Here is a 13,186-nt window from a genome sequence, read left to right as displayed (position 1 = left end):
GGCGGCCTGGTCGACACTGAATACCCCTCGCCGAGGGACGGATTGGCCCGGAGACAGCGCGGCGCGCCGAACACCTGGAGGACCTGCCCCTGGGCGTCAGTCCTGGGCGTCAGCCGCGCGCCACGCGACCAGGCGCCGGGTGGCGTCGTCGTGTTCGGCGGCGCCGAGCCGGTCGTAGAGCGCGACGGCTGCCGAGAGGTGCGCGAGGGCTTCGTCGATGGCCCCGCGCCGACGGGCGACCTCGGCGAGCCCGGCCAGTGCGTGCGCTTCCTCGTAGGTGTCGTGCAGTCCGGCCGCGTCGGCGAGTGTGCCGGTGAACAATTCGGCAGCGGTGTCGAGGTCGTCGCCGCGGGCGGCGAGCCCCGCCAGGAAGTTGACCGCGTAGATCTCACCGGCGCGCGTGCCCACCGAGCGATAGATGTCGCGTGCCTCGGAAAACAGCCGACCCGCCGCGTCGCGGTCGTCGTCCAGATCGCGGATCCGACCGAGCGCGACCAACGCGTTCGCTTCACCGAAACGGTCGCCCGCCGCACGATAGTCGGCCAGTGCCGAATCGACGTGCGCGGTGGCAGCCTCGGCATCGCCTGCCGTGCAGTGCAGATGGGCCAGCTCGACGAGCGCGCTGGTCGCGCAGATGCGATGGCCGACCTCACGTCCGATGGTCAGCGAGCGGGTCTGGAGGTCGAGGGCCTGTCGGTAGTCGCCGCGACGTCGCAGGACGAGTCCGAGCTCACCGAGTGCGTAGGCTTCGCCGACCAGGTCACCTGCCTGCGCGTGCAGCCGCGCTCCGTCTGCCAGCAGCTCGGTGGCGGCGGCGAAATCACCGGTCAGCCGGTGAACGCGACCCTGTTCGACCCGGCAGTTCGCCTGCAAGGCGGGATTGCCGGTGTCGCGGGCGAGCACGCTCGCCACATCCTGCTGGGCGACAGCCGCAGGGTAGTCGGCGGCCAGCCGGTGGCCGATGCCGAGGTGGTGGACGGCGTCGGCCTCGCCCCGGCGGTTGCCCAACTGCCGGAACGCGGCCACGGCGCTGCGGTGCACCTCGATCGCGGCCGGGTAGTCGCCGGTGATCTGGTGCAGGATACCGATCGCGTGCAGGGCCTGCGCCTCGCCGAGCGGGTTGCCGATGGTGCGGCACAGGTCGAGTGCCTGCTCGTGATAGGCGACGGCGGCCGGGTAGTCGCCGCTCAGTCTGCTCAGCGTGCCGAGTTCGTTGACCGTCTCGGCCAGGCACAGCGGCTGATCGATCGCCGCATAGAGCTCGCGGGCGGCGGTCAGCTCGGCGGCAGCCGTCCGATAGTCGCCGGTGATGATGGCGACGAGTCCGAGGTTGTATCCGGCGGTGGCCCGGCCGAGCCGGTCGCCGGACTCCTCGAAGATCGCCAGCGCCGCTCGCAGCAGACTCCGGGCGTGGTCGAACTCGCCGAGTTCGTGCAGGACGTGACCGATGTTGTTGAGGGCGTTGCCCTCTCCGGTCCGATGTTCGATCCGACGGTAGGTCTCGAGCGCTTCGGTCAGCAGATCCCGTGCCTCGGCGTGTGCCCCGGTGAGATCCCGGACGACGGCCAGATCATTGAGGGCGTTGCCGTAGGCGAGCTGGTCGCCGCCGGTCCGCGCGTATTCGGCGACCCTGCTGTGCAGACGGGCCGCCTGTTCCCAGGGACCGTCCAACCGGAGCAGGCCCGCCAGGGACGAGGTCAACCGGAAGAGGTGCTCGAAATGTTCGATGCGCCAAGCATACTCGACGCAGGCGAGCAGGTTGGCGCGTTCCGCGCGCAGCCACCGGAGAGCGGCGGCGAAGTCACGCGGGCCGGAACGGTCGGTTGGGGCAGTCCCGACACCCGCTCGGCGGGTAGGGCGCGTGGTGGCGCCCAGAAACTGCTCCGCGCGTTCGGCGATGTCGGCGTAGTGGGCGATGAGGCGGCGCACCGCTTCGGCGGATTCGAGCACGGGATCGCGCGCGAGCAGGGTGCGCGCGTATTCCCGCAGCAGATCGTGGGTGCGGAAGCGGCCGGGTGACTTCTCGTCGACGAAGTGATCCTCATAGAGCGCTTCGAGTTCGCGCCGCGCGGTGGCGACGCTGCAGTCGTGGAGAGCGGCCGCGGCGTGCGCGTCGATGTCGGTTCCAGGATGCAGGGCCAGCCGCCGGAAGAACTGTTGCCGTCCTGCGGGAACGGCGCGATACGACATCTCGAACGCCGCGCCGACCGCGCGGGTCCCGGAGGTCAATTCACCCAGACGATCCTCGGCTCCGGTGAATTCCGCGGCGTAGTCCGCGATCGACCAGCTCGGATGATGGGCGAGGCGACCGGCCAGCAGGACCAGGGCCAGCGGCAGGCCCTCGCAGCACTCGACCAGCTGGGTGACCGCGGCCAGATCCGCCGCCTGCCATGTCCGGCGACCGGACAGATTCCGGAACAGCTGGGCGCCATCCTCCGTGGGCAGCATGTCGAGCGGCGTCGGGACGGCGTCGTCCATGGCGACGAAGCGGCGTCTGCTGGTGACGAGGGTGAAGCAGCGACTGCCACTGGGCAGGAGGGGGTCGACCTGCCCTTGATCGCGCGCGTCGTCGAGGACGACCAGGATCCGCTGATGGCTGACGCGATCCCGCCACAGATCGCGTCGGGCGTCCAGGCCGTCGGGAATGTGTCGCGGGTGGATACCCAGATCGATCAGGAGGGTGGCGAGCACCTCGGCGGGTTCGGCCGGTGTCGCTCCGGGCCGGTGGCCGCGGAGGTCGACGAAGAACTGGCCGTCGGGGTAGTGCGGCACGAGCGCATGCGCTACACGGATGGCTACCGCGGTCTTGCCGATCCCCGCGGTGCCGCTGATGGTGCCGATGGCGGTGAGCCCACTCGCCGCGCCGGTCACCAGGGACGCGATGACTTCTTCCCGATCGACCAGGGTGCGAAGGTCCCGCGGCAACAGATGCACGGCCGGTCCCCGTGGCGCGAGCGCCGTCTCCTGGACGATGGTCGCGTGGACATCGCGGCCGGCTTGGATGCTGGTGCCGCCGTCCACCGAGGCCACGAGCTCGACCCGGGGCGGTTCGGCCGTCACGGCAGCGGTGGCGGACCGGAGAGGTGGGCGTCACGCCCGGCCTGGATGCTGATACCGCCGCTGACCTCCGCGGTGAGCGTCACCGAATGGTCCTCGACCGGAACCGCGCCCGGCGCTGCGGGCCGCAGGTTCTCGTCGAGGACTCGACGCAGTTCGACGGCCAGTTCCGGGTCGTGCTGGAGCAGTCGACGGAGGCGGTGCTGCCACGATTCGGCTAGCACCGCCTCGATGGTGGTGTCGCCCGCGGCCTGGGCTGCTTCCAGACCGGGGCGCTGGCGCTCGAGATCGCGCCCGACCTCCTCGGCCTCCTCCGGATCACCGTGCCGCCACAGGCCGACGATCGCATCCCGTGCCTGTGTCCAGGTCTGGGTGGTCAACGCGGTCACCAAGGCGGACCCGGCAGCGATGATCAGTTCATCCATTGAGAGTCCTTAGAACACAGGATGTTTCGTTCGAGAATACCGGGCCGGAGACTTCTGCGGTCGCAGCTCGACCTCGGTCATCGATCTTTCCGGTTCGCAGAGCCGCACCGTGGTCACAGCGAATCGGGGACTCGGGTCCGGGTTGTCCCTGATGTGCGCGAAGGCCTTGCGATGCAAGGGTGTCAACCATGCATCTGCGTAGGTTCGTGCTGGTGGCCGGGGTCGCGACGCTGCTCGCGGGCAGCGGGCAGGTCATCGCCCACGCGACACCGGCCGACCAGCTCCGCCGCGACACCGCGGCCCTCCACGCTCTCGGCGTCAGCGGCGTTCAGGCCAGGATGATCGCACCGGACGGGCGGCACACCGTCGCCACCAGCGGCACCGCCGACCGCACCACCGGCCGTCCCGTCTCGGCGGACGGCTACTTCCGGCTGGCGAGCACGGCCAAGGTGTTCGTCGCCACGACGGTGCTGCAACTGACCGCCGAGGGCCGGGTGTCCCTGGACGACACCGTCGACCGGTGGCTGCCCGCGGTGGTGCGCGGCAACGGCAACGACGGCTCGCGGATCACCGTGCGCCACCTGCTCCAGCACACCGGCGGCCTGCACGACGACCTGCCCGGATACACCACGCCGCAGGAGTACTACGAGCAGCGCTACGACGTGTACACGCCCGAGCAGCTGGTCGCGCGTGCCATGGCGCATCGGCCGGACTTCGCGCCCGGCACGGACTGGGGGTATTCGAACACCGGCTATGTCCTGCTCGGCATGATCATCGACCAGGTCACCGGCCGTCCCGCGCACCAGGAGATCGAGGACCGCATCCTGGGCCCGCTCGGCCTCGACCAGACCAGCTGGGCGGGCACCTCCCCCACCCTGCCCACGCCGCATGCCAGGGCGTATCAGCTGTTCGGGCCCGACGCGGAAGTCGATGTCACCGAACAGATCCCGGTGGATCCGGACATCCTGTCGTTCGTCACCACCACCCGCGACGTGAATCTCTTTCTGCGCGCACTGTTCACGGGACGTCTGTTGCCCGCCGAACAGCTGGCCCAGATGCGCCAGACCGTCCCCGTGAGCGAGGACCTGCAGCAGCTGTGGCCCAGTGGACGGTACGGGCTCGGCCTGGTCGAACGCCCGCTGAGCTGCGGCGGCAGCTACTGGGGTCACGAGGGTGGCGACGGCGGCTACATCACCCACAACGGCGTCACCGCCGACGGCACACGCAGCGTCGTCGTGTCCATGTCCGAAGCGTTGGGCGATACCCCCGAACACATTCTGGCGCAGGAGAACGCGGCGAGCGCACTGGTCGATCACGCGCTGTGCGGCGAGCAGTGATCGCGACACCACCGCCGACCCGGATCAGCGGCTAGTTGTTGGCGCGTTGGATGGCACGGTGGACCAGGCCGCGGATGCCGGGGAGCTGGATCGCGCGAAGCATCATTTCGCCCGCCCAGACATGAGTGCGTGTCGGCGGGGCGAATCGGCTGATTCCCTTGCGCGCCAGTGCCTGCCGCTTGTCCACCTCCGGCCGCAACGTCGTCTCCCAGGCGTCGAGCGCGGCGGGGATGTCGTCGCCGCGTTCGGCCAGCGCGGTGCCGAGCCGGTCGGCGCCGTCGAGGGCGAGGGCGGCGCCGTAACCGGCGAAGACCGTGACGCACCAGGCCGCGTCGCCGAGCAGCACGATCCGGCCCTGGCTCCAGCGGTCCATCACGATCTGGCCGACCGAATCGAAGTAGGCGTTGCCGGGCTCGGCGGCGAGCTGACCGAGTGCGTCGGCGACACCGCCGCCGAGATCCCCGAACGCTCGGGTGAGCGCGGGTGCGGCGCCGAGATCGAGTTCGGTGGCGGAGTCGGCGTCGGGGCAGCGGTAGGCGAAGAACGCCGAGGACCTACCCGGCCCCATGTTCATCACCGCGGCCGTGCGGCCGGGACCGATGAACGTGGTGCCCACTCCATCGGGCATCCGGGTGGGAAGTGTGTCCAGCGGAAACGCACCGACCATATGGCCCAGGTCCACGAAATGCTCGGACTCGGCGCCGAAGACGAGCTCGCGAACCCGGGAGTGCACGCCGTCGGCGCCGACGAGGAGTTCGGCGCGCAGATGGGTGTCGTCACTGAGGGTGACGTCGACCTCCTCCGGGGTCTGGGTGATGGCCCGCACCGTGGTGCCGAAACGGATATCGGCGAACTCGGCGACGGCGTCGTACAGCGCCGACTCCAGATCGCCACGGAACAAGCTCAAGGCCCGGTCCCCGACAGCGGCCTCGGCGACGGCGGCGGGAATCCGGAGTTTCTCCCGGCCGTCGGCGTGGACGAGGACCGAGGTGAAGAATCCGATATCGCGCGGGTTCAACGCCGGGAGCAGCCCGAGCCGCTCGGCCGCGTCATATCCGGGCCCGTGCAGGTTCACCAGATAGCCGCTACTGCGACGACTCGGCGCACGCTCGACCACGACGACATCCCAGCCCTGCTGACGCAATCGCAGCGCGGCCGCCAAACCTGCGATCCCAGCGCCGACGATCACCGCCCGACTGCCCGATGGCTCGGCTTGCCTGCGCGCAGCGCTGTCGAAGGTTTCCATGACGACTCCTCGGTTCGATGGGATGTCGGCGAAACCACTCACGAACGTCCGCCGTGCGTCAACTACTAGTTGACGCACGACCTGTCGTCAACTAGTAGTTGACGCATGGTTCAGCAGGTACCCCTGGACGATGCGATCGCCGCGATCACACTGCTCGGTCGAGCTCGGATGGAGCAGGCTTCAGAAACTCCAGACCAGCGGCGTTGACCCACCAGAGCACCCCGCCCGCGTACTCGCGGTACTGGACGAGGCGCAGCCGGTGCAGTTCGCCGAGGTAGGCGCCTGTCTGACGAGTGTCGTGACGCAGCGCAGCGGCGAGCTCGTACACCGTGGTGCCCTGAAGGCGAGTCGGTGCGACAGCGGCGAGAGACTCGAGCGTCCAGCGCTGGCAGCGGGTCAGTGTCGCGGGCGCGTTGCTATCGATCACTCGTTCCCCGTCCCGAGCGCGTGGCGCCCCGCGAGCGCGGAGTCTCGGAGTCGAGCTCGCGCAGCCAGGTGCTGTCGTCCCACGGACCGAATGCGACCGTGTGCTCGCGGCCTTCGTCGTCGATGCGCGACCACGAGCCGTCCAGTCGTTGCAGCCAACCAAGCGTCACCGGACGGACTTCCGAGGCGGTGTCCGGAGCGGCGGCCAGATCTGCCAGAGGTCGCGTTGTCTGCGGAATGCGAAGCCGTCGCGGAACAGCACCCCGAGAGCGCGGCGCGCCTTCCACTTCGATAAGCCCGCGCCGCGGGCGATCTGGTCGACAGTCAATATGCCGCCGGGTCTCAGAACATCGAGCACGGTGCGCTCCCGTGCGGTCAGGTGGTCGAACATCGCGCCCCTTCACGGCGTGGGTGTTGGTCGGCCTCGAATCGAGGCTGAATTCAGCACACCGCGAGCCGCCTTTCCCGCGTAAGGCGTGCGACATGGGCGGGTGTGTGCACAGGGGGTGTGCACGGAATCGGATTCCTGGCTATGCAGTCGAGCCCGTGCCACACTCCTGAGATGGGACGCATGCCGAAGCAGCCCAACCACCTACTGCACGACCTGGTCGGCGAGACCGGCGTTCTCCGTAAAGCATTGGCCCGCAGAGTCGTACAGCGTGGCCGCGCAGTCGGCGTAGAACTGGCTTACGATCACACCTCCGTCGGACGCTGGTTGGCCGGCGAGCAGCCGGCGCCACCGGTACCAGCGCTCGTCGCCGAAGTGATGAGCGAGCTCGTCGGGCGCCGCGTCACCCCGGCCGAGTGCGGGATGACTGGCGGCGACTCCGCCGATCTCGGCCTGGAATTCTCGCTCTCCATCCCCGAAGCGACCGAGGCGGCGACCGCGCTGTGGCGCAGCGATGTCGAGCATCGACGTTTCCTGCGCGACTCGTCCTACGCCGTGGCCGCCTACTCGGCAGCGAGCATGCGCTGGCTGACCCTTCCCGGCCCCGAGCGGCCGTCCTCTGCGAAGGGATCTCGTCGGGTCGGGCTGTCCGACGTCGACGGCGTGCGGATCATGACCAGATCCTTTGCCGAACTCGACAATCGAGTCGGCGGCGGCAGAGTCCGCAGCACCGTGGTCCACTACCTGCACAGTTCGGTGACTCCGCTCTTGCGCGGCATCTACGACGAGGCCACAGGCCGGAAGCTGTTCGGCGCTACCGCAGAGATGACAAAGCTCGCCGGGTGGGCCGCCTATGACCTCGAGGAGCACGGCCTCGCGCAGCGGTACCTGATTCAGGCGTTGCGAATGGCGCGCGCTGCCGGCGACCCGGCACTCGGCGCCGAGATCCTGAGCGCGATGTCACATCAGGCCACCTATGTCGGCCGCCCCGGCGACGCCGTCGACCTGGCACGCGCCGCACAGATTGCCGCCCGCTCGACCGGGTCGGCGACCTTGGAGGCCGGTTGCCTGATGGTCGAGGCGCACGGGCACGCGGCTCGAGTCGACCGCGGTTCGTTCGCCACCACGCTGAACGCCGCCGAGCGGGCTTTTGATCGCGGCGACGCGCACCTGCCCGGCTGGCTGTCCTACCTGGACAGCGCCTACATGTCAGCAAAGACCGCCCAGTGCTTCCGAGAACTGGGCGATCACAAACGCGCCGCCGGACTGGCTCGGCAGTCGCTCGACATGAGCGATGGCTATGACCGGGGCAAGGCGTTCAACCTGTGCCTTCTCGCCTCGACACTCGCGCAGGAGGACCCGCACGAAGCTGTCCGAGTCGGCGACGAGGCGCTCGAGCTGGCGGGCGAAGTGGCGTCCAAGCGAACCGGCGCGTACCTCCGGGATGTACGGGCGCGTCTGGCCCCGCATGACGCGCTGCCCGATGTGGGCGACTTCCGACAGCGCGTGAAGGCGAGCGCCTAGGTCAGCGACAGCGCTCGGTAGATCCCGACCACCGTTGCCGCGCCGACGATCTCACCGCGGTCGATCATCTGCACCGCCTCGTCGAGCGGCACCCAGCGAACCTCTTCGGCCTCGTTGACGTCCGGGGCCGCGCCGGTCGGCTCAGCGCCCCGTGCCAAGTAGATTTCCTGCGGCTGATCGAGCGTGCCGATCGCGGGCTGATACGTGACCAAGTGCTGCATCGACGTGGGCCGCCAGCCGGTCTCCTCTTCGACCTCACGGGCGGCAGCTGCGGCGACATCCTCGGCGCCGTCGACGTAGCCGCCAGGGACTTCCCACACCCACTGGTCGATCAGGAACCGGTGTCGCCTCATCAGCAGTACCTCACGGGAGCCGTTGAGCACTAGGGTCATCGCGCAGCGTGGCAACTTTGCGGCGTACTGCGTGAACCGGACGCCATCAGGCAACTCGATGTCCACCGTCGTCAGGCGGATGTGGCGGTTCTCGTCCACCAGGGTCTCGCCAAGGATCTTCCACTGTGTGTCGCTCACGCCCTCGACGGTAGCGCGGTCACCGCCACCTGTGGTGCGAGTGATCGCCTCCTCGGTGACCGACGGTCAGTAGACGACGGCGTCACACCGACGGCAAGGCCACCGGCGGCCGAGCACACGAAAGCCTCACCCGTACCCTTGTCAGGCTGTCACATCGGGTATCGCAGGATCGCTGCGGCCGGACCGCCACCGGGCACCTCCGACCCGCGCACCGCGAGCACCCGGCCGTCCGTGAGCAGCACCCGGCGCGCGATCTCGTCGAGCACATCGAGACCTTCGACATCGGAACCGAATTCGACCGCGCCGTCGTCGGCGGCCAGCGTGCCCGGGAGCGCGGTCTCGATGTCGACGAAGAGGATGCCGACGATGCCGAACGTCGCCGCGCGGGCGATGTCGGCGATATCGGACAACGCACGGCCCTCCGACATCCGCTTGTCGAACAGCGTCCCCAGGTCGGCGAGCTGGGCGGCGTAGTAGCGGTCCAGGATCGGTCTCGTCTGGGCGGCGAGCTCGTCCGGGCCGAGGTGCTCGGGGTTGCCCGCCAGGCTCTCGTCGAGCAGATCCGGATAGCTGTTCACCGACCGGAACAGCGAATCGGTGGGCTCCGTCGCGGCGAGCACCAGCGGGACGTCACGGCCGGTCAGGATGGTCCGCAACTGCTGGTCCACGGCGCGCGCGTACTGCCGCACCCGCATCTTGCGTCCCTCGTATCCCTGGACCCGCCCCTTCGGCGCCCGATCGCCCAGCGAGGACTTCCCGGCATGGTCGGAGGCGCTACTCGGCAGATCGCGTGGGGTGACGTCGACCGCGGGGCCCTCGGCGTCGACATCGATCAACCGGGCGGCGCCCTCCGACAGGGCGAGGACATAGGCCGACTGCGGAAAAGTCACTGTGCGCAGCAGCGGCTTGAGCAGGAATCGGTCGGCGACCGTGGTGGACGCCGGCAGCCGATTCGGCAACCGATAGATCCGGATTCGCTCGGGGGTGGCCAGCACGACGAGCGTGCGCGACTGGAACCGCCAGAACTCGGGATCGTCGAGCAGGTCGTCGAATTCCTCGGACAGCGCCGCCCGCTCCCCCGCCGAGGTGACCCGCTCGAGCGCGTCACGCACCTGATTGGAGAAGGCGACGCGGCTGATGTCCGGTTCGGCGGGATCGATCTCGGTCGGTGTGTAGATCGACACCGACCAGGGCGCGGTCATCGCGGCGAGGACGGCGATCTCACGGCGGGTGGGGACATCGGTGTGCAGCACGCGGACTCCTCGATAGTGTCGCTTTCAGGTGCACAGGTCGTCGAATCACCAGTATGTCCAGACCGTGCCCGCGTTCGGGCTACCGAAGACCGAGTTGTTACCAAGTGGTTGCCAGCTCTGCTGAGTGCCAGGTCCGAAATGCCAGGCAAGTGCCAAATATTCCGTTTTGCCCTGGATCAACACTCGAGAATCGCGATGACCACCTCGATTTGCAGCTTCGCTGGATAGTCGCCGATCAGCGGAGAAGCCCTCGATGATGATCTTCGATCGGGACGTTCAGCGCTCTGTCGCGCGATGAACGACCATGACCGGGCACCGCGCGTGCTGGACCAGCGCATTGCTCGTCGACCCCAGCAACAGGCCCCGGAAACCACCGCGCCCGCGGCTCCCGGTGACCACAAGCTGCGCCTCGACGGACCATTCGAGGAGATGATGGGCCGGGCTGTAGCGATAGACCCGTTCCTCGACGTCGACCGCGGGGTGCGCGGCCCGGCCCGGCGCCAGCACCTCGGTCAGCAACCGGTGCGATTCCGCGATCGAGTCGGCGTCGTCGACCGGATCCGGCAGCGCGGCCGCCTTCTCGTAGCGCAGGTCGTCCCAGGTATGGACGGCAACCAAGCGCACGCCGCGCAGCGCAGCCTCGGCGAAAGCCGCTGCCGCCGCGGCACGACTGAGATCGCTGCCGTCCACCCCGACCACGACCGGTAGGTCGGTGCGCGCGGCGAGATCGCCACGCACCGCGACGACGGTGCCGGCCGCGTACGCGGACACCGCGAGCAGCGTGGAACCCAGCCGATTCCCGCCGCGCCCGGCACCGATCACCGTGAGATGGGCGCCGCCCGACCGCGCGACGAGCGCGTCGGCGGCGTCGTCGTCAGTGAGTTCGACCGCCACCGCCAAGCCGGGATCGATGGTGCCGACCAATCGACGCGCATTCTGGAGACGTTCCTCGCCCTGCGCGCGGACGGTGTCCGACAGCGAGGGCGTGAACAGGTCGAAACGCCCGAAAACCGACTGTACGGAGCTGATTTCGAGGGCGCACAGCAGATGGAGCGGGCGCCGCCGAGCCACTGCAGCGCGGGCGGCCCACCGCACCGCCGAATCACTGTGCCCGTCGATACCGACCAGGACCGGCGCCGACTCACGATCCGGAGTATCGGATACCGGGCTGCCCATGGGCGCGACCTTTCGCGTCGAAGAGACGAGGTGCTCCTGGTGGTGCTCGACCCATCCTAGAAGCTCCCGGCCCGAGGACAAGAACGGAAAGACTCAGGCGCGTGGCAGCACGCCCAGCAGCGCCGAGGTGAAGGACGCTCGGAGAGCGTCACGCAGATCTCGGTGGAGCACACCGAGCGCAGGCTCGTCCTCGTAGGCGGCGAGCACGCTGGGCGGCGGCGAGGCGTAGGCCGACAGGGCGCCCGCCGAGACGAGGCCCATCAGGCAGAACAGTTGCGCTTGGCCGTCGTCGAGCTCGGGGACGTGACGGCGCACGAGCTCGGTCATGGCCGCGAGTCGTGCGAGGGAAGACCGCTTGTGCCGCTTGACCACCTCGACCGAAACGTTGTGCTCGAGGACGCCACCCTGCGCACCGAAGAGGTCACACAGGACGACCCGGTCCGCCAGTGAACGACTGAGGACATCGGCGAGTTGGCTCGCCCGCACTTCCGGCGCCTCCCGCGCGTCGATGCCCGCGACCAATTCATCGGCGAGGGCGGCGAGCCAGCTCTCCAGAAAGAAGTCCAGCAATTCGAGCAGCACCGCCTCGCGCGACTCGAAATACCGCAGGACATTCGATTTGGCCAGGCCCACCCGCCGGCTGAGCTCGTTGAGGCTCACCGCGGCTACCGGCATCTCGGCGAGCATCTCGGCCGCCGTGTCCAGGATCGCCTGTCGGCGGATCTCCCGCTGCTCCTCGCTGCGCGCTCGCTGAAACATCACGCCGCCATCGTAGCTTAGAGACCGCCGGTCTCTTGACAGCAGACCATCGGTCTCTTACGGTGAAATCTATAACAGACCGCCGGTTCTTTAGGAGAAGTCATGAGCAGCAACTGGACTGAGCAGCACATCCCCGATCAGCACGGCCGGGTCGCGATCGTGACCGGAGCCAACACCGGACTGGGTTTCGAGACCGCTCGGCTGCTCGCCGCGCGCGGCGCGACGGTGGTGCTGGCCGTCCGCGACGTCGAGAAGGGCAGGCAAGCGGCCGCCCGCATGACCGGTGAGGTCGCCGTCCAGGAGCTCGACCTCACCTCGCTGGAATCGATCCGGTCCGCGGCGGCCGACCTGCGCGAGGCCCACCCACGCATCGACCTGCTGATCAACAACGCGGGCGTGATGTACACCCCGCGACAGACCACGGCGGACGGCTTCGAATTGCAGTTCGGCACAAACCACCTCGGCCATTTCGCCCTCACCGGCCTGTTGCTCGACCGACTTCTGCCGGTCCCCGGCTCCCGCGTGGTGACGGTCAGCAGTACCGGACACCGCATCCTGGCCGGCATCCACTTCGACGATCTGCAGTGGGAGCGCTCGTACAACCGCGTCGCCGCCTACGGCCAGTCCAAACTCGCCAACCTGATGTTCACCTACGAACTGCAGCGTCGGCTCGCTCCGCACGACACCACCGTCGCGGTCGCCGCCCATCCCGGCGTGTCCAACACCGAACTCGTGCGCAACTCGCCCGCCGCGTTCCGCGTGCCGGTCACCTGGCTCGCGCCGCTGCTCACCCAGACGCCCGAGATGGGTGCCCTGCCCACCCTGCGCGCCGCTACCAATCCGGCCGTCGTCGGCGGCCAGTACTACGGGCCCGGCGGACTTGGTGAGATCCGTGGCTATCCGAAACTGGTCACCTCCAGCGCCGATTCCCACGACCAGGCCGTCCAGCAGCGGCTGTGGAACGTCTCCGAGCAGCTCACCGGGGTGACGTTTCCCTGCGGTGAGGCAGTGACTCCGCTCCGCAGCGACTCCTGAGGTCGTCGAGCCACCAGCTAGGACAAATAC

The 13,186-nt window shown here is 68.8% G+C and carries 12 protein-coding genes; 3 read left to right on the top strand and 9 right to left on the bottom strand.

Annotation, left to right across the window (positions count from 1 at the left end):
* Positions 1-96 precede the first annotated feature (96 nt).
* Together AB0H54_RS19590 and AB0H54_RS19585 are read right to left on the bottom strand one after the other, a co-directional pair.
* Positions 97-3,060 (bottom strand): tetratricopeptide repeat protein, encoded by a 2,964-nt coding sequence (locus AB0H54_RS19590; protein ID WP_357346737.1) that lies wholly within the window; start codon positions 3,058-3,060, stop codon positions 97-99.
* A complete protein-coding gene (locus AB0H54_RS19585) occupies positions 3,057-3,482 on the bottom strand; it encodes a hypothetical protein (RefSeq protein WP_355272568.1) in 426 nt (141 codons plus the stop codon). The genes AB0H54_RS19590 and AB0H54_RS19585 overlap by 4 nt, the downstream gene beginning before the upstream one ends.
* A 188-nt stretch (positions 3,483-3,670) precedes the next feature.
* On the opposite strand from AB0H54_RS19585, the gene AB0H54_RS19580 reads away from it, so the two are divergent.
* Positions 3,671-4,819, top strand: coding sequence for a serine hydrolase domain-containing protein (locus AB0H54_RS19580; protein ID WP_357346736.1), 1,149 nt, complete (start codon positions 3,671-3,673; stop codon positions 4,817-4,819).
* Between the two features lie 31 nt (positions 4,820-4,850).
* Here the strand turns inward: AB0H54_RS19580 and AB0H54_RS19575 are convergent, their stop codons facing one another.
* The 3 genes from AB0H54_RS19575 to AB0H54_RS19565 all read right to left on the bottom strand — a co-directional run bounded on the left by AB0H54_RS19575 (position 4,851) and on the right by AB0H54_RS19565 (position 6,882).
* A complete protein-coding gene (locus tag AB0H54_RS19575) occupies positions 4,851-6,065 on the bottom strand; it encodes an FAD-dependent oxidoreductase (RefSeq protein WP_357346735.1) in 1,215 nt (404 codons plus the stop codon).
* Positions 6,066-6,210: 145 nt separating this feature from the next.
* Positions 6,211-6,492: a hypothetical protein gene (locus AB0H54_RS19570; protein ID WP_357346734.1), complete on the bottom strand. Its 282-nt coding sequence runs from the start codon at positions 6,490-6,492 to the stop codon at positions 6,211-6,213.
* 165 nt (positions 6,493-6,657) lie between these two features.
* Positions 6,658-6,882, bottom strand: a complete 225-nt coding sequence (locus AB0H54_RS19565; protein WP_357346733.1) for a hypothetical protein — start codon at positions 6,880-6,882, stop codon at positions 6,658-6,660.
* Between the two features lie 171 nt (positions 6,883-7,053).
* Between AB0H54_RS19565 and AB0H54_RS19560 the strand changes: the two genes are divergently transcribed.
* A complete protein-coding gene (locus AB0H54_RS19560) occupies positions 7,054-8,403 on the top strand; it encodes a hypothetical protein (protein ID WP_357346732.1) in 1,350 nt (449 codons plus the stop codon).
* On the opposite strand, the gene AB0H54_RS19555 is transcribed toward AB0H54_RS19560, so the two are convergent.
* The 4 genes from AB0H54_RS19555 to AB0H54_RS19540 form a co-directional block, all read right to left on the bottom strand.
* Complete coding sequence (locus AB0H54_RS19555) at positions 8,400-8,933, bottom strand: NUDIX hydrolase (protein ID WP_355272580.1); 534 nt, start codon at positions 8,931-8,933, stop codon at positions 8,400-8,402. The two genes, AB0H54_RS19560 and AB0H54_RS19555, sit on opposite strands and share 4 nt — an antisense overlap.
* 149 nt (positions 8,934-9,082) lie before the next feature.
* A complete protein-coding gene (locus tag AB0H54_RS19550; RefSeq protein ID WP_357346731.1) occupies positions 9,083-10,186 on the bottom strand; it encodes a hypothetical protein in 1,104 nt (367 codons plus the stop codon).
* Between the two features lie 276 nt (positions 10,187-10,462).
* The gene (locus AB0H54_RS19545; RefSeq protein ID WP_357347532.1) at positions 10,463-11,362 is read right to left on the bottom strand and encodes a universal stress protein; all 900 of its coding nucleotides are present in this window, start codon (positions 11,360-11,362) and stop codon (positions 10,463-10,465) included.
* A 93-nt stretch (positions 11,363-11,455) separates the two neighbouring features.
* On the bottom strand, positions 11,456-12,121 hold the full coding sequence (locus AB0H54_RS19540) for a TetR family transcriptional regulator (protein WP_357347530.1): 666 nt from the start codon (positions 12,119-12,121) through the stop codon (positions 11,456-11,458).
* 102 nt (positions 12,122-12,223) lie between these two features.
* Between AB0H54_RS19540 and AB0H54_RS19535 the strand changes: the two genes are divergently transcribed.
* A complete protein-coding gene (locus tag AB0H54_RS19535; protein WP_357346730.1) occupies positions 12,224-13,156 on the top strand; it encodes an SDR family NAD(P)-dependent oxidoreductase in 933 nt (310 codons plus the stop codon).
* Positions 13,157-13,186: the final 30 nt, after the last annotated feature.

Origin of the sequence: Nocardia sp. NPDC050718 (assembly GCF_040654235.1) — a bacterium.
In the GTDB taxonomy this organism is placed as follows: domain Bacteria; phylum Actinomycetota; class Actinomycetes; order Mycobacteriales; family Mycobacteriaceae; genus Nocardia.
The sequence above is the reverse complement of the archived record's forward strand: the minus strand, read 5'-3'. Positions and strand labels throughout refer to the sequence as shown.